Consider the following 17,932-nt stretch of genomic DNA (forward strand, 5'->3'; position numbering starts at 1 on the left):
ACCAGGTGTCCGACGAACCCGCCGCCCCTTCCGACCTGCCCGAATTCGCTCCGCGGGGGCAGGCGGCCCTGCTCGGACCGGCCGAGGTTCGGGCCCTGGCAGCCGAGTTCGACATCCGGCCCACCAAGCAACTCGGCCAGAACTTCGTTCACGACGGCAACACGGTCCGCAAGATCGTCGCGGTGTCCGGTGTCACCCGCGACGACGTGGTCCTCGAGGTGGGCCCGGGTCTCGGCTCGTTGACGTTGGCTCTGCTCGACGTGGTCGACCGGGTCGTCGCCGTCGAGATCGACCCGAAGCTGGCGGCCCGGCTGCCCACGACGGTCGCCGAGCGGGCACCGGAACTGTCCGCCCGCCTGGACGTTGTCCTCGAGGACGCCATGCGGGTGCTGCCGTCTCAGGTGCCCGTCTCACCGACCGCGCTGGTCGCGAACCTGCCGTACAACGTGGCGGTCCCGGTGCTGCTGCACCTGTTCGCCGAGTTCCCATCGCTCCGTACCGCGCTGGTGATGGTCCAGGCGGAGGTCGCGGATCGGCTTGCTGCGCAGCCGGGCGGCAAGATCTACGGCGTGCCGAGCGTGAAGGCGTGCTTCTTCGGGCGCGTGAAGCGTGCGGGTTCCGTTGGGCGTCAGGTGTTCTGGCCGGAACCGAAGATCGAGTCCGGTCTGGTCCGGATCGACCGCTACGAGGACGCGCCGTGGCCGATGGACGAGGCGCATCGCAAGCGGGTGTTCGCGGTCGTCGATGCCGCGTTCGCGCAGCGCCGCAAGACCCTTCGGGCCGCGCTGGCGACGTGGGCGGGCTCGCCCGCGGAGGCGGAACGTCGACTGGTCGCGGCGGGCATCGATCCGACCGCCCGCGGCGAGGTTCTCGACGTGGCGGCCTATGTGCGCCTGTCCGGGGTCGAGCCGCTCGACCCGATCGGATGACGCGGCGCTGACGTCGGAAGCGGGCTTCTGTGGAGCCTGTTGCGTTTAACGAATTGCCAAGTGTGGCAACAGTTTGCGGAACTTCGTACGGTGTTGGCCCTTCGTCTGTACGGTGACGCGAAGCGTGCTCGGTGCCGGTGCTGTCGAGGCTACCGACGCGCGACCCAATCCTCGTCACCGAATGGAGTTCGTACATGCCTCGTCCCACGATGCGTCGTCTCGCGGCCACTGTTCTCGTCTCGGCAGTGTTGACCGGTGGCCTCGCCGCCGGGTCTGGTACTGCGTCCGCCGCGCCCGCCGGATCCCTCCAGTCGGCCGGATCCGTCGCCGCCATGCCCACCGGATCCACGGGTGGCGTGGAGAACGTTTCCCCTATCGATTTTTTCGGTATCGTGTTCGCGATTTCGGCCATCTTTCTTTGGAATGCAAGCGGAAGCGCCCCGGCCCCCTGCCCCGACGGCCCGTTTGGTTGCAACATGTAGGGGATCTGTCGCCGGCTGACGCAGTCGCCTACCGGAATCGACTCAGCCGCAGGCTGTTGCTCACCACGAACACGCTCGAGAACGTCATCGCCGCACCGGCGAGCATCGGGTTGAGCGGGCCGGCCGCGGCCGGCGGGGCGGCCGCCGCGTTGTAGGCGAATGTCCAGAAACGGTTGTCGCGAATCGTCCCTAGGGTCCTGTGTACGAGCCGGAGTGCGTCTGTATCTGGCTGCGGCCCCGCCGCTCGACCCGATCGGACGACGCGGCGCTGACGTCGGAATCGGGCTTCTGTGGAGCCCGTTGCGTTTAACGAATTGCCAAGTGTGGCAACAGTTTGCGGAACTTCGTACGGTGTTGGCCCTTCGTCTGTACGGTGACGCGAAGCGTGCTCGGTGCCGGTGCTGTCGAGGCCACCGACGCGCGACCCAATCCTCGTCACCGAATGGAGTTCGTACATGCCTCGTCCCACGATGCGTCGTCTCGCGGCCACTGTTCTCGTCTCGGCAGTGTTGACCGGTGGCCTCGCAGCCGGCGCAGGCACCGCCGCCGCAGTTCCGGCAGGTCCGTTTCCCGACGGATCTCTCGCCTACGTCTTCGGCGGCCCGCCGATCGAATACCCCTTGGAATTTCTCCTTAGGGTGCTAACCGTTCCGCTCCTCGTGCTTGGAGATGCAACCGGAAGTTACCGTCCCTGCTTCACCTACCTTGGTTGCAGCCAAATGTAGGGCGCGAGCGTGTAGGTAGGACCGAAGATTTGACGGCCATCCGAGAATCTCTCGGACGGCCCGTCGTGGGGTACGACCAAGTCGGTGCCGCAACAGCACCCGGATTTCTGAGCTGACCGGCCTCCTCGAAGCCGCCTAGTTGAGGCCCCGCAGCCGAAGGCTTCGCTCACCACGAAGACGCTCGAGAATGTCATCGCCGTGCCAACGGGCATCGGGTTTGCGTCAGCCACCCGCGGCCATCGCCGTGACGAGCTTCGCTCGAAATCGGTAGTATTTATCGAATTGTCGAGTGCTGCAACAGTATGCCGATCTTCGTATGGTGACTGCCCTTCGTGTGTACTGTGACGTGGAGCGTCCGCGGTGCCGGTGCGGTTTGACGCCGCCGACGCGCGACCCGATCGTCGTCACCGAATGGAGTTCGTTTCTGCCTCGTCCCACGATGCGTCGTCTCGCAGCCACGATTCTCGCCTCGGCAGTGCTGGCCGGTGGCGTTGCCGCCGGGTCGGGCGTGGCGACCGCCGCCCCCTCGGGAGGGTCCTCCGCCCTCGCTGCAGGATCCTCGGACTTCGTCATTCCGGATCCGATCGCCGACGTGCTTTCCGGGGTCGCGATTTGTGCCGGTGGAATTCTGACTGGTCACAACTGTCTTGACAACGGCACCGGGATCGGGTGACGAACCGTCCGGGGGCGTCCCGGACGGCCCGCTCTATCTGTGTCCGGCGGCGTCGAGCGCCGCGAGATAGCCGAAGACGATCGCCGGCCCGATGGTCGCCCCGGGGCCGGCGTAGGTGTGGCCCATGACGGGTGCGCTGGTGTTGCCTACCGCGTACAGGCCGTCGATGACGGTGCCGTCCGTGCGAAACGCCCGGCCGGTGCTGTCGGCGTCGATGCCGCCCTTGGTGCCGAGGTCCCCGGCCACCATCTTCGCCGCGTAGAACGGCGCCTTGGTGAGCTCGCCGAGGCTGGGGTTGGGCCGGTTCGTGCCGTCACCGTAGTAGTGGTCGTACTTGCTCTCGCCGCGATGGAAGTCGGGATCGCTGCCGGTGCGGGCGTGCCCGTTGAACCGTTCGATCGTGGCCACGAGGGCGTCTGCGGGCACCCCGATCTTGTCACCCAACTCGGCAATGGTCCCGGCCGTGACGATGGCGCCGGACTTCGTCCAGGATCGCGGCAGCGGCCGACGGGCCGGCACGCCCGCGAACAGGTAGCGATCGCGGTAGGTCTGGTCGAAGACCAGCCATGCCGGGAGGTTCTCCGCCGGACCGGTGCCCCGACCGTACCGCCCGCCGAACATGGCGTGCGTGGCCTCGACATACGGCAGGGACTCGTTCATGAACCGCTGTCCGCGCTCGTTGACCATCAGGCTGCGGGGGAGTGACCGTTCGGCCAGGGCGAACCACGGACCCTTCGGCAGCGGGATCGACGGCGCCCACCACGCGTCGTCCATGTGGGAGACCGCCGCGCCGAGTCGCAGGGCGGCCGTGATCCCGTCGCCGGTGTTGGTGGGGGCGCCCAGGGTCCACTCGGCGCTGCTCGGTTCGCGTTGGTACTGCTTGCGCATCTCGTCGTTGTTGTCGAACCCGCCACAGGCCAGCACCACGCCGCGGCGGGCATGCAGGCGGGTGCGCACACCGTCGCTGTCGAGCACCACCCCGACCACGCGATCACCCTCGGTGATCAGGTCGGTCATGGCGGTGTCCAGCCGGACGGGGACGCCCGCGGCGCGCACGCCGAGCATCAACTCGGCCATGAGCGCGGACCCGAGGCCGATCAGCTTCTGCCGCCGCAGCTTTGCGAGCGCGCTTCGTGCGCCCACCTGGAGCATCCGTTGCGGCCCGCGCCAGCTGCGGAGCCCGGTGCTGAGCCAGCGGTAGTCGGACTGCTTGACCACGACGTTCAGCGGCACCTTCGTGTACGGCGGGTGCAGCGTGTCCAGGTCGTCGCCCAGCTGGCGTGCATCGAACGGGACCGGCTCGCACGACCGCCCGGTTGCCCGGCCCCCGGGCGCCTCGGGGAAGTAGTCGGAGTAGCCCTTCACCCACTCGAGCTTCAGCGGCGAGTTGTCGATCAGGAAGTCGAGGGCCTCCGGGCCGCGGTCGATGTATGCGGAGAGACGGCGGGGATCTACGTCGTCGCCCACGATACTGTCCAGATACGTTCGCGCAGAATCGAGTTCGTCTGGTGGTGCCTGGCGGCGCAGCACCGAGTTCCCCGGGATCCACACCCCGCCACCGGACCGGGCGGACGAGCCGCCCCAGTACCGTGACTTCTCCACGAGTACGGTGTCGAGGCCGTGCCTGGCCGCAGTGATGGCGGCGGCCATCCCGGCCGCTCCCGAACCGACGACGACCAGGTCGACGACGTCGTTCGGTGCGGTGTCGTTCGGCCGCGTCATCGAGGGACCCCCGTGCGGCGGTTCGTCCCGACTATATTGCAGTTCATAGACTTTCGACTCCCTTCGTGTCGTTTCCGGTCGCCGTGCGCCACCGGGTGTCGAGGACCGCGTCGAGGGCCCCTTCGACGCACACCTGCAGCGATGCGCCGCGCCGCTGCGGTCCGCGTATCCATTGCCGGTAGCCGAATTCCGCGGCGGCCAGCATCAGATGCACCAGCAGGCCCGGGCGGCTGTCGAGCTCGGTGCCGCATCCCATCCGCGCCGCGACGAGAGCGACCAACCGGTCCCGGTGCTCCGGGGCGATCAACGCCACCCGGTCCATCAGGTGCGGGGCGGTACGAAAGGCTGAACGCCACTCGTCGATCTCCGCAGTCTCGAAGGTGTTCGATCGAGCCAGGATCGCCCGTGCCAGGGCCACGTCGGCGGGCTCGGGATCCGGACGTTCCTCGAGCAGGGTCACGATGCCGGCGCCACCCTGGCGCACCGGGTCCAGCAGCAGGTCCTCTTTGTTGCGCACGTGCCGGAAGTACGTGCTCGGCGAGACCCCGGCCCGGGCAGCGATCTGCTCGGTGGTCACCTCGTCGAAGCCGTCACGGGCGAACAGCGCGAACGCCGCGCGCTGTATGTCCGCCCGAACCTGAAGTCGTTGCCGCTCACGCAAGGACATCGAGTAGCGCCTTTCCCGAACCCGGGGACCGTCCCCGGATCCGCCTCTCGTCGCGGGCGGCGCCGTCTCGTGGTTCCGCCCTTTTGAGATGCTCTCCAAACATGACAGCTTCTGTCAAGTAGTGAGTTTGTGTCGAATCTGCTCGGGTGGTTCGGTCACGGCAGGTGCGAGGTGGATCGCCGCGCCGCCAGGGCGGCCGCAGCCCGCAGGAGGCTCGCAGGCGTGGACAGGTCCAGCCCCGTCAGCGCGGCGGCTTTGCGCAGGCGATAGGCGACGGTGTTCGGATGCACGTGCAGCACTGCCGCCGTCGCAGTCCGGTCGCACCCGACGTCCAGGTACGCCTCGAAGGTGAGGCGTACGTCCTCGTGGGAATCGAGCGGGGACAGGGCATTCGCGAGGATCGTGGTCGCCGCGCTCGGGCGGGTCAACTGGTATTCGACGGCGACGTCGCGCATCGCCACCGCGCCACTGCGGCGGCCGTAGCGACGGGCCACGTCGAGCACATCGCGCGCCCGGGCGAGCGCGTCGGGGACTTGCGCCGGTGCCGCGACATCCACGGCGCACACCATCGAGGTGTCGAGGATCCGCTCGATTCCCGCGAGGCTGCGGCGCAGCTGCAGGTACTCGGGGCTGTCGGCCCAATCCGATTCGGACGGTTCGGATTCCACGATGGGAACGAGCGCAGTGCCGCCCGCGGCGCCGATCGCGGTCAGTGCCCGGTCCCGGCCGAGGGCGTCGAGCTCGCCCAGCAGCCGCCTGGCCTTGCGCCGCTGCGCGACTGCGGTGTCCACGTCGACGGCGGCCTCGTCCGGGTGCGGCGCGACATGCATGACCACCACCCAGTAGAGGCGGGGGAGGGTCAGCCCGTACTCGTCGGCCGCGGACTCCGCCCCTGACCCCGAAGTGAGCGCAGCGAACAACGACCGGAGCGCGGCGTCGTCCTCTCGCGGCGGCGACCGGTCTGCGCCGTAGCCGGAGAGGACGGCGGTGGTCGCAGCCAACAGGTAGCTGTGCAGCAGTCGGCCCGCCCGGGCCAGGGCCGGCCCGTCGCCCTCGGCAGCGAGCGCCGTGATCGCCTCCCACCAGTGTTCGACCCCGATGTGGTAGGCCCGCAGCACGTCCGCCATCGGGACGAGCTCCTCCGCGCGGCGACCCGCCGACCTGCTCAGCGCGGCGAGCTCGGCCGCCTCGGGCGTCCGGTTCGCGCGCAGTGCCGCAATGAACAACTCGAGGTTGCGCCGGATGATGGTGGTGACGTCGGTGCGCACCGCCTCGTCCGGCAACGACCGGTAGAACGGCACCTCGGTGCGTACCGCGCGCACCGTCGCGGCCACCAGGTGGTGGGTTCGCTGGGCCAGCTGGTCGGCCAGTGGACGGCCGCTCAGCACTACCGGACCGGCACCCCCCGATTTGTCTCCGGACACAAATTCCTCCCGAATCTCGAGCGCGGCCGACAATGCCGACCTGCCATCTTCCGGAGACTATGTAATCCACGTCACTCCCGAGCGGACAACCGGCCGAGGGGCGCGGACCGCATCGCAGACAAGGAGTTCGAAGTGTTCCGACCGTTCAGACGAGCGTCACGCTGGGGCGCGGTGTGTGCCGCGCTCGCCCTACCGGTCGTCGCGTCCGGTGTGGCCGTCGCGGCACCGCAACCGATCGAGTACGTCGCGCTCGGTGATTCGGCGGCGGCCGGACCGCTGATCCCGGACCAGGACACCGCACACCTCGGCTGCCTGCGTTCGAACCACAACTATCCGTCGGTGGTGGCCGCCGATCTCGGCGCCCGGCTGACCGACGTGTCCTGTTCCTCGGCGCGCACCGTGAACCTCACCGACGTCCCGCAGTCCACGGTCGGCGGACCTGCCGCCCGCCAGATCGACGCGCTCGGTCCGACCACCGACCTGGTCACGATCACCTCCGGTGCCAACGACTTCGGGTTGGTTGTCACCGCACTGAGCTGTGTCAACCCGTTGCCCCAGCCGACCGGATTCTCCTGCCGGGACCGGTTCGCGAAGGGCGGGCAGGACCAGCAGTTCGCTCAGATCGACGCGTGGGCGCCGGCCTGGGGAGCGATGCTCGACCGTGTGCGCGAGCGCGCCCCGCGCGCCCGGGTCGCGGTGGTCGGGTACGGGACCTACATCCGCGCCGGTGGATGCCCCGGGACCCAGCCGATCTGGCCCCAGGACGCCGACTACCTGCAAGGCGTGATCGACCACATGAATGCCGCGATGGCCGCGCAAGCCCGGTCGCGAGGAGTCGAATTCGTCGACATCACCGCGGCGACCGCCGGCCACGACATCTGTGCCGATCCCGCGAATGCCTACTACACAGGTGTGGTGCCGGGCGAGGTGGCCGTCCCGCTGCACCCGACCGCTCTCGGCATGCGGGCCATCGGCACGCACGTCGCGCAGCAGCTGCGGTAGCGGTGCGGAACAGGATCTGCGCGGTCGTGGCCGCGCTGATCGTGGTTGCGGGCCTCGGCACTGGTGTGGCGGTTGCCGCTCCCGCGGGGGTGAGCGCCCCGGCGGTGTCGACACGCAGCAACGACCTGTGGGCGGGTCCGGGACCGTATGCGGTGACGTCGAACGCGCGCAGCGACAGCATCGGGGTCCTCGCCGGACCGCTTCGTGCCCTGCTCGGCACCGACAACGTGGAGTGGCCTCGAGACTTGGCCTTCGTGCCCACGCAGTTCTTCTACCCCGACAACCCGGCATCGGTCGGGCGCCCGCTTCCGCTCGTGGTGTGGGGCAACGGCAGCGGTGCGGTGCCGTCGTTCTACGCTCCGCTGCTCCGGCACCTCGCGAGTTACGGGTTCGTAGTGGCTGCCTCGGCGAGTCCGATGCCCGCGTTCGGAGTCTCCATGAACCTGAGCCTGATTCAGGCCGACCTGGCGAACACGGATCCGGCGAGCCCCCTGTTCGGCCGCATCGACACCACCCGGATCGCCGCGGTCGGTCACTCGGCCGGGGGACAGGGCGCACTGAACATGGCGGCCAATCCCCGGGTGACATCGACGCTGGCGATCCAGCCGGGGCCGCTGACGTTGCCGCCGTTGGTGCGTTCGCAGACCTTGGTGGTGGGCGGTGACCGTGACTGGATCGTGCCGTGGTTCCTGTGGCCGCAGCTCGACTTCTACGGCAACCCCAACCCGACCTATCTGGCGGTCGGTCGGGGCGTCGGGCACTTCGACACCCTCGACCACGACCCGTCGGGGCCGCTGTGGGGTATCAGCACCGCCTGGTTGCTGTACACCCTGCGGGGCGACCCGGATGCCGGCCGGTTCTTCGTAGGCGAGAACTGGCTGCTGCCACAGGATCCCGACTTCAGTTTGGTCAAGCGCAACGCGCGGGCCGAGGGTGTTCACTGAGCACGCCTGTGCGTAGGTCGTTGTGTTCAACGAATTGGACTGTGCAGCAACAGTATGCGTGTTTGTGCACTGGATCTGGCCGCCGTCGGCATGGTGGCTCGCGGCATGGTGGGATCGGTGGGCTCCGATGCTGCCGAAGCGTTCGTGTTCATCATCTACTGATCGGGGTATCGAGATATGCGTAGTTCCAGGGCGGGTCGTATCGCTTCCGTGGTTGTTGCTTCGGCCGTGCTGGCTGGTGGCCTCGCCGCTGGTTCCGGTGCTGCGTCCGCGGCACCCGCCGGATCCCTCCTGCCGGCCGAATCCGTCGCCGCCGGCGTCTCCGGATCGATGGAGGGAACCATGTTCGACGGATTGCCGGAAGCCCTGCGGGATAACCCCGTTCAAACGCTCGCTATTCTGATGGCCTTTCCGTTCATCGTGCTGGGAAGCGCAAGTCAAGAACCTTCGTATGGACCCGGTTTGTAGGTGGGGCATCAGAATTCGGATGTGTGGGGGGCTGGACGTTGCCCTTGATCAGATGTGCTCCCCGCCTCCCTGGCCGCGGCCCCCGGTCATCGCTCTGACCGGGGCGGTGCTCGCCGCCGTCACGCTCCGCACAGCCGGGGCGAGCGATCCCGAAGTCGAGTCGGTGTGGGTCTGATGCGGGTGGTCCGGTGGAACGCCCCCGCGCCCCAGGCGCCGGCCCGCAGTGCGGTGGGCTGTCTGCCGGTGGCCGTGCGGGAGCGGCTGCGCGACCCTACGGGTTCCCGAGCGGTCACGGGCAGGCGTGCATCCGCTCAGTAGCCGAGAAGCTGGCGAACGGATCCGGTGACGATCCCGGAGCCGAGGCTGTCCAGCGCGTCGGGGGCGGCGATGGTGGCGGGTACGGCCTGGATGTCGCAGCCCTGTGGGGTGGCGGTGTCGTCGGCGCGGTGTCCGAGCCAGGCGAGTGCGCCGGGCGCGCCCAGTCCCCATTCGACGGTGTGGGCCGACACCGGCATGGGCAGCTGTTCCTTGCGGAACGTGACCGGAGCGCCCGCCTGGCAGTACGAGGTCACCAGTGCGCTCACACCGTCGATCGTGCTGATGTCGTCGCCGATCGCGTTGTAGACGTACATCGGTGCGGTCGGGGCCGCGTGACCCAGCTCGGCGGCCTCGATGGTGGCGCTGATGACGGGATCCGCGAAGACCGTGTCGAGCGGCGCCGTCAGGTGACGGTTGGCGTCGAAGCCGAAGTTGGACAGCAGATTCTGCGGCGTGCACCTGGCCATCGCATCGCGGACGCTCGCCTGCCCGGCCGGGGTGAGGTACCGGTCCAGCGCGGCGGCGAAGTCGGGGGAGTTCTGCACGACACCCATCAGCGCGACCGGCAACAGTGCGCCGTCGATGGGCTTCCCGTTCGCCGCGCGCAGGCCCGCCTTGAAGTCGCCGACCGGTGCGCCGAGCGCGGCACCGACGATGTTCAGTTCCGGTGCGTAGCGCGGGTGTTCCTGCGCAGCCCATCCGGTTGCGATGCCGCCGCCCGAGTAACCCCACAACATCGCGCGCGTCGCCGGACCCGACAGGCCGGCCGGGTCGAATCCCTCGGCGGCGCGGATGCCGTCGAGCGCCACGAAGCCGGGTTCACGTGGGGTGAGGAAGTGGTTGTCGACGCCGCCGTAGTCGGGCACCGAGACGGCCCACCCGCGGGCCAGCGCCGCGGCGATCATCGGCGTTTCGGCCGCCATCGTGGAGAGCGTGATCGGGGCCGGCCGGGCGGGGTCGATCCAGGGCACGGCGCCCTGCTGCAGAGCCTGTGACGGCATGCAGTGCGGCGCGACGGCGTCGGTCATGTTCTGAAACGACAGGATCGCGCCCGGACGCGGGGTGTGGCGAGATCTCAGCACGGTGGTGACCGCGCTGTACGGGCTGCCGTCCGCGCGGGTCGTCCGGTACAGCAACTGCCACCCGTCGACCTGCATCGGGATCGCCTGGAAGAAGCTGGCATCGATCGGTCGCGTCTTCAGGATCGTGCCCGGTGCGGTCGATTGGTACCCGGCCGGCGGTGCGTAGAACGGGTCGGAGACGTTGGGATCTGCGCCCGCCACCGGCGCGGCCAGCGCGGTGACGACCAGCGACAGCAGTGCCGCGCGCAGCCCGCGAGAAAGGTGCGCAGAGGCGCGGCTCCTGAAGTTCACGATCATGCGATGGCATCCCTTCGAGCATCGGTGACGGCGCGAACTATAACAAGTTCCAGTTCGGAGACGGTGTCAATCCTCGCCGCGGTGGGTCGCCCGGCGGTACCGTTCGCTGAGCATCGTGTGGTGCTCCGACTGTCGGAGGCATTCGTCGCGGAGTTCGGGCGGACTCTGCACCGTGAAGTCCACCCCGAAGGCAGTGAGCCAACCCGCGATACCGGCCAACGAGTCGCCGCGAAGTTCCACCACACACCGGTTCGCGTCTGCGGCTTCGATTGCGCCCCAGTGCTCGTCGACCATCGGCGCGATCCGTGTGATCGGCGCGTCCAGCAGGATCCGGGCCGTGACGGGGCCGGCGGCGCGGCTGATGCCACGGGAGACGAACTCGGCAGCATCGCCCACTGGGAGCTGGCGAGGTGTGAATCGCGGTCCGGCAGGTGTTTTCGGCGTCATCCGATCCACCCGGAACGAGCGCCAGTCCGACCGTGTGAGGTCCCAGGCGACGAGGTACCAACGGGCGCCCGCGCGGACCAGGCGGTGCGGCTCGACCTCGCGCCGGGTCTGCGTCCCGTCGTGGCTGCGGTAGTCGAAGCGCAGCCGCTCGTGCGCGTGGCACGTGGACGCGATCGAGGTGAGTACCGCCGCGTCCACGGCGGAGCGCGGTGGACTCTGCGGGACCACGTCGATGCGCAGGGCGTCGAGTCGGTGCCGCAGCCGCGAGGGCATCACCTGGCGCAGCTTCGTCAGGGCGCGGAGCGCGGCGTCGCCGATGCCCTCGACGGAGCCGGTCGCGCCCGACTGCAGCCCGAATGCGACGGCGACTGCCTCCTCGTCGTCGAGCAGCAGCGGAGGCATCTCGGCACCCGCGCCCAGCTGGTAGCCGCCGCCGACCCCGACATTCGCGTTGACGGGATAGCCGAGGTCGCGGAGCTTGTCGACGTCGCGCCGGACCGTCCGGGTGGTGACGGAGAGTCGCTGCGCCAGGTCCGCACCCGACCACTCGCGCCGCGTCTGCAGCAAGGTGAGCAGCCGGAGGAGTCGTGCCGAGGTCTCGAGCATGGGTTCACTCTGCCAGCTATTGCGGACGACAGCGGTCCTCGATTGCGGGTCGGGCTACCGGGTGCGGGCCGCGGACTGCAGAACGGCGCCGCCGGGGTAACCCCGACGGCGCCGTCCTGGACGAGCTACACCCGCTACTGCGAGTTCAGGGCCTTGCCCATGCCCCGCTCCACCGCGTCGACCAGACGCGGGCGCAGCTCAGCGGCCGGGACGATCGCGTGCACCGATCCGACCTCGCGGGCCCGCTCGATGTTGTGGATCGCCTCGAACTCGGCGGCCACCTCGCCGAGCTTGGCCGAGCGAACCGCGGCCCGCTCGGCGGCGAGCTCGACGCGCAGCCGGGTGCGTTCGGCGTCCTCCTCGGCGGCGGCCAGCTTGGCCTCGAGCTCACGGACGCCCGGGTCCGCAGACGTGCGGGTGTTGACGTCGCGGGTGAACACCACGGCCGCGGCGGGCGCGCCGCCGAGCACCGAGGCGAACGAACCCTCGACCGCGAGCACCTCCATGTTCTCGTTCAGTGCGCCGGAGAACACCACGAACGCGCCGCCGTGGTAGCGCGAGACCACCACGAACACGATCGGCCCGTCGAAATTGACGATGGCGCGGCCGATTTCGGCGCCGTACTCGAGCTGAAGGTTCCGCAGCGACTCCGGGGAGCCGTCGAAGCCGGACAGGTTCGCCAGCACCACGACCGGACGGTTTCCGCTGGCGGCGTTGATCGCGCGGGCGGTCTTCTTCGACGAGCGCGGGAACAGCGTGCCGGAGGTCCACTGGTCCGGGCCGTCGGTGGGGAACCAGCCCTTGCGGGCGATGGCCCGGGACTCGATGCCGATCACCGTCACCGCGTTCCCGCCCAGGTGCGCGTCGAAGACGACCGACGTGTCGGCGTCGGCCATGTCGGCCCAGCGCTCGAGCACGGCGTGGTCCTGGTCGACCACCGAGCGCATCACGGTGCGGATGTCGAAGGGCTTCTTGCGGTCCGGGTTCGTCTCGGCCGAGAAGATCTCGCCGACCGTGGTGAACTCGCTCGACGGGTGCACGTGCGGGAAGCAGCGGACGTCGCGCTCGACCGGGTCGGTGGACTCGGCCTTGCGCGGGAAGCGTTCGCCCGCAGCGAGGTACGCGTGCTCGTAGTGGCCGAAGAGCACGTCGATGGCGGCGGTCAGGTTCGGCGCCCAGTACTGCGCCTGGCCGTTCGGGCCCATCACCCGGTCGTAGCCGCCGATGCCGAAGTTGTCCTCGGCCGAGACGCCGCCGGAGTAGTCGAGCGACTGCTTGCCGGTGAGCACCATCGCGCTGTCCGGGGTCATCACCAGGATGCCCTTGGTGTGCATGAGCATGGTGGCCTCGGCGTTCCAGTACGGCTGGGCGCCGACGTTGATGCCCGCGACGATCACGTTGATCTCGCCGCCGTTCTGGGTGAACGTGATGATCCGGCGCAGTCCGCGCGAGACCCAGTCCATGTTCTCGGTGCCGGACTCCATCGAGATGGTCGCGCCCGACGAGAGTGCGAACCACTCCACCGGTGCCCCGAGAGACTCGGCGAGGTCGATCGCCGCCACCAGACGGGCGCACTCGGCCTCGGCCACGGTGCCCAGGGCCTTGGTCGGGTCGCCGAACAGCGCGACCCGGGTCATGCCCTCGGGGTAGCGCGCGGTGGGCGAGGACACCACACCGACGATGAGACCGGCGGTGTTGCGGCCGTACGGACGATCCACGGGCACAAGGCTTCCCGATTCGTCCAGGTCGTACTCGACGAAGCTGCCGCCTGCGGACAGTGCGGGGATCAGCTCGTACGGGTACACGGTGCCGCGGGACTTCGAACGCTGCACCTTCTGGGTGTACTCGTCGAGCGGCTTGAGCGGTTCGGTCGGCGGCTCCGTGATCGCGACCTGCATGCCGGCGCCCGAGCGGTACGAGAAGCGCACCGCCACCTGACGCGGCTTCGCGTTCGGCGACTCCTGCAGTCGGCAGATCATCGTGATCTGCTCGATGCCGGCCCCGACCGTGAGCGGCGCGACGTGCCGGGCGATCGAGGCGATCCGGTCCGCGGCCACGTCCAGTCGCGGCCACACGTAGAGCACCACGCGGTTGTTGTCGAGGCGCTTGCTGCCCCGCTCGGCCTGCGCCCGCCGGATGCCGTCGAGGCAGGAGGCGACGGCTCGCTCGATGGCGGGGGCGGCCGCGATCTCGCCGTCCGCGTCGAACGCGATGGTCAGATCGCGCACCTGGGCCATCGCGATCAGGCGCTCGTCCGACGGATTGTCCTTGGCCGCAAGGTGGTACAGGTAGGTGTCGGCGGTGGCGGGAAGACGGGTGCCGTCGAAGTTCTTCAGCCGCCACATGTCCAGACGCTGCGCGGTCAGGGGGTGCATGCCGCGGATGATCCGGTCCTCGACCAGGCCCTCCCCGGCCGACGGCCGGAAGGTCACCTGACGCTGGGTGGTCATCGCGCCGGGCACCGTCACGGTGACGGTGATGCGGCGCCACGACGCGGTGCTCGCGTGCGCGGACAGACTCGTGTGCAGCGACTGCGCGAGCGTGTCGTCGTCTGCGGGGGCGTCGGGCCAGGACAGGTACAGGTCGGCGACCAGGTTCACCGGCGCCGGACCGGTCACGTCGTCGAGGGCCGCGAGGGCGTCGGACAGTCGGCTGTGTTCCGCGACCACCGACACCAGGTTCAGGTGCTCGCCGGACAGCTCGAACGACCCTGTGACGCAGGGGAACTCGCGTTCGGTGATTGACTTGACCTCGGACAGTCCGCGGATCTTGTAGTACTGGCGCGTGACGACCTCGAGCAGGTCGGCGGGCGCGGACCACGCCTCGGCGAGGAGGCCGACGAGGGGTTCGGGGGTGTCGACCATCGCGTCGATCCGGCCGGGCCGGTCGGTGGAGCCGGGGTTCTCGGCCAGGTACTGCAGGCTGCCGCGCACCCCGTCGTAGATCTGTTCGCGGGCACGCAGGACGACCGGTTCGTCGAAGATGCGGAACTGGATGTTGCGGGCCACGTCGCCGATCAGCGGGTAGCGCGCCTGGGTGGCGACGATCAGTCGGTCCAGCACCTCGGCCAGGGCCGGGACGGTCTCGCTGCCGACGCGGCCGTCGCGCAGCCAGTGCGAGAGCAGGCCTGCCACGATCGGGACCTGCGCCTCCATCCGCTGCTGCGCGACGAAGATCCGGTGCACGGCTTCCTCGAGGTCCGGGGTGCGCTCGAGCTCCGCGACGTCGTAGTGCCGCAGCGACTGGGCCAGCTTGGCGCGGAACGACTCCGGGAGACCCTCGACGTCCACGTCGAGGGACTGCAGGAAGGAGTGGAAGTGTTCGCGCGGGCTGTGCACCCGTTCGTCGGTGTCCTCCTCGCCGACCGTCGGTCGGTTGCGGGAGAGCTCGCACAGGTCGGCGAACGTGGTCAGCAGCGCGAACTCGGCCTCGACCAGCGTGTGGTCGGACTCGGGCAGGCTCTCGCGCAGCTCGAGGTACTCGGCGAGCAGCGCGCGCGAGCGGGCCGCCTCGACGTCGTAGCCGGTGATCATCGCGCTCAGCGCATCGAGGCGGGCGAGCGCGTCGCCGAGGACGTCGCCGTCGCGGGCCTCCGGCGCGGCGAACTCCACCCGCGGTGCGGACTCGGTGACCGCCTCCTCCGCGACCTGGTCCACGCGCAGCAGCGGGGCACCCGCGTCGACCTGGGAATTGACGATCGCCAGGACCTCGCGGACGATGCCGGCGTGCGGCGCGCGGATCGCGGTCTCCATCTTCATGGCCTCGAGCACCACCAGCGTGGCGCCTGCCTCGACCTCGTCGCCGACCGCGACCGGCATGGCGACGACGACCGCAGGCGACGGGGCTCGCACCACACCGGCCTCGTCCTGGCTGACCTGGTGGCTGATGCCGTCCACCTCGACGAGGTGATGGGCCGGACCGGCCACCGACACCACGTGGTGGCGCCGGCCGCCCACGACCAGCCGGCTCTCGAACTCGCCGAGCCGGTCGACGTCGACCTCGATCTCGCCGCTGTCGCCGTCGATCCGGTAGCGGTGCGGTCCGGTCTGACCGACCACCAGCTGGTAGGCCTGGCCCTGGTAGCTCAGCTCGACCGGGCGCCCGACGGTGTTCTTGGTGCGCGGGCGACCGCCCCGAGCGGATGCGAGGAAGGCACTGCGCTCGAGCGCCTCCTCGGCGTCGTAGACGTCGATCGCGGTGGCCAGCAGCGCGATCGACGCGGTGCGGGTCGGGCCGTTCGCGGTGCCGGCACCGGTGCGGTCCAGCCAGCCGGTGTCGGCGGACGCGGTGACGACCTCCTCGCGGTCGAGCAGGTCGAGCAGGAACGACTTGGTGGTGGTGCCGCCCTCGAGCACGACGGTGGTCTCGCGCAGTGCGGTGCGCAGCCGGGCGAAGGCCTCGGAGCGGTCGCGGCCCCAGGCGATGACCTTCGCGACCATGGAGTCGTAGTCCGGCGGGATGACATCGCCCTGGGCGATGCCGGTGTCCACGCGTAGGCCGGAGCCGAGCGGGAACTTGAGCAGTTGCACGGTGCCGGGCGCGGGCGCGAAGCCGTTGTCCGCGTCCTCGGCGTTCAGGCGTGCCTCGACGGCGTGTCCGAACTCCGTCGGGCACTCGCCGACGAGCGGTTCGCCGCTCGCGACGTGGATCTGCAGCTTGACCAGGTCCAGGCCGGTGGTGAACTCGGTGATCGGGTGCTCGACCTGCAGGCGGGTGTTGACCTCGAGGAAGGTGAACACCTGCTGCGAGGGCTGATAGAGGTACTCCACGGTGGCGGCGCCGCAGTAGCCGGCGGCCTTGACCAGCTCGGCGGAGACCTTGCGCAGCTCCGCGGACTGCTCGGCCGTCAGCAGCGGGGACGCGGATTCCTCGATGACCTTCTGGTTCTTGCGCTGGATCGAGCAGTCGCGCACGCCGGGGGCCCACACGTTGCCGTGCGCGTCGGCGATGACCTGCACCTCGACGTGGCGGGCCTCGGTGACGAGCCGTTCGATGAAGACGACCGGGTCGCCGAAGGAGCGCTCCGCCTCGCCCTGGGTGCGTTCGAGCGCGAGTTCGAGCTCGTCCTCCGAGTACACCTTGCGGATGCCGCGGCCACCGCCGCCGGAGCGGGCCTTGATGATCAGCGGGTAGCCGATGGCCTGCGCGTGCCGGCGGGCGTCGGCGCGCGTCTCCACGGGGCCGCCCGACCACGGGGCGACGGGGACGCCGACCTTCTCCGCGAGCAGCTTCGCCTCGACCTTGTCGCCGAGCAGCCGCATGGCGTCGGCGGACGGGCCGATGAACGTGATGCCCAGTCGGGCGCACACGTCGGCGAAGGCGGGGTCCTCGGCGACGAAGCCCCAGCCGACCCAGACGGCGTCGGCGCGGGCCTCGATCAGGGCGCGCTCGAGCTCGGCGTGGTCGAGGTACGGCGTCGCGGCCGTGGTCGAGGGCCGCAGGGTGACACCCTCGTCGGCCTGCCGGACGAACATCGCGCGCCGTTCGGCGTCCGTGTGCAGCGCGATCGTCGTGATGGCGTGATCGTGCTCCGCGTTGAGCTCGCGTACGGCCCGGATGAGGCGGACCGCCGCCTCACCCCGGTTGACTACCGCAATCCGTGTGAACATCCCTTTAGCCACCGTTCTCGTGCCACCGTTTCTTGAAAGACAGTTGTCGACCGCGCGACAGTGAGCGCTCGACGGCCACGCAGTACGGGCACGCCCTGGGCCATCGAGTGGAAACCTTCCGGTGTCCTCGATGCGCCCGACCGCCCGCAGCCAAGCCATGGCCGCTGGACTACCGGACACCGGGTGCCCGGAGGTTCGGCCGCGTCGTGTTGAGCATGGACGCGGCAGCCGCAAACTCCGGCATTTCCTCCGGAACCCGATCGGCCCCAGTCGGCCCTTCCGGTATGCCAGCATGCATTATTTCGGCGGCGATGTCATGTCGTTACATTGATTGTTCAATTAGGTTGCACGGCAATGGAATTCGAGAGTCGATCGAGGGTCCGGATCGGCCGAAAAAGGCTACTTCCGAGTAATGTTTTGCGTACTCGCGAGTAGCATTTGCCGATCGATTTCGAGGTGATTCCTGTGACGGCGAGTAGCGCTCGACGCGGGGTTCGGCCGTGGATTGCGGAGTCGCCACGGGTCGACGCGACCGCT

Annotated in this window: 11 protein-coding genes and 1 pseudogene; 5 read left to right on the forward strand and 7 right to left on the reverse strand. The window is 69.4% G+C overall.

Features of this window, described 5'->3' with window-relative positions; all coding sequences use genetic code 11:
* Window positions 1-5: 5 nt before the first annotated feature.
* A complete protein-coding gene (gene rsmA / locus ACFVH2_RS06330) occupies window positions 6-929 on the forward strand; it encodes a 16S rRNA (adenine(1518)-N(6)/adenine(1519)-N(6))-dimethyltransferase RsmA (protein ID WP_378420366.1) in 924 nt (307 codons plus the stop codon).
* A gap of 510 nt (window positions 930-1,439) precedes the next feature.
* On the opposite strand, the pseudogene ACFVH2_RS06335 reads toward rsmA, so the two are convergent.
* Window positions 1,440-1,631 (reverse strand): annotated as a pseudogene (locus ACFVH2_RS06335) (hypothetical protein); the annotation flags it as partial.
* A 794-nt stretch (window positions 1,632-2,425) separates the two neighbouring features.
* Here ACFVH2_RS06335 and ACFVH2_RS06340 point away from each other — a divergent pair.
* Window positions 2,426-2,809, forward strand: a complete 384-nt coding sequence (locus tag ACFVH2_RS06340) for a hypothetical protein (RefSeq protein ID WP_378420365.1) — start codon at window positions 2,426-2,428, stop codon at window positions 2,807-2,809.
* A 33-nt stretch (window positions 2,810-2,842) separates the two neighbouring features.
* On the opposite strand, the gene kstD is transcribed toward ACFVH2_RS06340, so the two are convergent.
* The 3 genes from kstD to ACFVH2_RS06355 all read right to left on the reverse strand — a co-directional run bounded on the left by kstD (window position 2,843) and on the right by ACFVH2_RS06355 (window position 6,622).
* Complete coding sequence (gene kstD, locus ACFVH2_RS06345; RefSeq protein ID WP_378420364.1) at window positions 2,843-4,531, reverse strand: 3-oxosteroid 1-dehydrogenase; 1,689 nt, start codon at window positions 4,529-4,531, stop codon at window positions 2,843-2,845.
* 43 nt (window positions 4,532-4,574) lie between these two features.
* Window positions 4,575-5,198, reverse strand: coding sequence for a TetR/AcrR family transcriptional regulator (locus ACFVH2_RS06350; protein WP_378420363.1), 624 nt, complete (start codon window positions 5,196-5,198; stop codon window positions 4,575-4,577).
* Window positions 5,199-5,353: 155 nt separating this feature from the next.
* A complete protein-coding gene (locus ACFVH2_RS06355; RefSeq protein WP_378420362.1) occupies window positions 5,354-6,622 on the reverse strand; it encodes a PucR family transcriptional regulator in 1,269 nt (422 codons plus the stop codon).
* A 132-nt stretch (window positions 6,623-6,754) separates the two neighbouring features.
* Here ACFVH2_RS06355 and ACFVH2_RS06360 point away from each other — a divergent pair, with 132 nt between their 5' ends.
* From ACFVH2_RS06360 to ACFVH2_RS06370, 3 genes are all read left to right on the forward strand, one after another.
* The gene (locus tag ACFVH2_RS06360; RefSeq protein WP_378420361.1) at window positions 6,755-7,624 is read left to right on the forward strand and encodes an SGNH/GDSL hydrolase family protein; all 870 of its coding nucleotides are present in this window, start codon (window positions 6,755-6,757) and stop codon (window positions 7,622-7,624) included.
* Window positions 7,625-7,650: 26 nt separating this feature from the next.
* Window positions 7,651-8,568, forward strand: coding sequence for a hypothetical protein (locus ACFVH2_RS06365; protein WP_378420360.1), 918 nt, complete (start codon window positions 7,651-7,653; stop codon window positions 8,566-8,568).
* Window positions 8,569-8,778: 210 nt separating this feature from the next.
* Window positions 8,779-9,036, forward strand: coding sequence for a hypothetical protein (locus tag ACFVH2_RS06370; protein ID WP_378420359.1), 258 nt, complete (start codon window positions 8,779-8,781; stop codon window positions 9,034-9,036).
* Window positions 9,037-9,347: 311 nt separating this feature from the next.
* Here ACFVH2_RS06370 and ACFVH2_RS06375 read toward each other — a convergent pair whose 3' ends face one another.
* The 3 genes from ACFVH2_RS06375 to ACFVH2_RS06385 all read right to left on the reverse strand — a co-directional run bounded on the left by ACFVH2_RS06375 (window position 9,348) and on the right by ACFVH2_RS06385 (window position 17,395).
* Window positions 9,348-10,733: a lipase family protein gene (locus tag ACFVH2_RS06375; protein ID WP_378420358.1), complete on the reverse strand. Its 1,386-nt coding sequence runs from the start codon at window positions 10,731-10,733 to the stop codon at window positions 9,348-9,350.
* Between the two features lie 66 nt (window positions 10,734-10,799).
* Entirely contained in the window at window positions 10,800-11,786 is a 987-nt protein-coding gene (locus ACFVH2_RS06380) for a helix-turn-helix transcriptional regulator (RefSeq protein WP_378420357.1), read from the reverse strand.
* A gap of 134 nt (window positions 11,787-11,920) precedes the next feature.
* A complete protein-coding gene (locus ACFVH2_RS06385) occupies window positions 11,921-17,395 on the reverse strand; it encodes a carboxyl transferase domain-containing protein (RefSeq protein ID WP_378420356.1) in 5,475 nt (1,824 codons plus the stop codon).
* Window positions 17,396-17,932 lie beyond the last annotated feature (537 nt).

It is taken from the genome of Rhodococcus sp. NPDC127527 (assembly GCF_042672245.1).
Lineage (GTDB): Bacteria > Actinomycetota > Actinomycetes > Mycobacteriales > Mycobacteriaceae > Rhodococcus_G.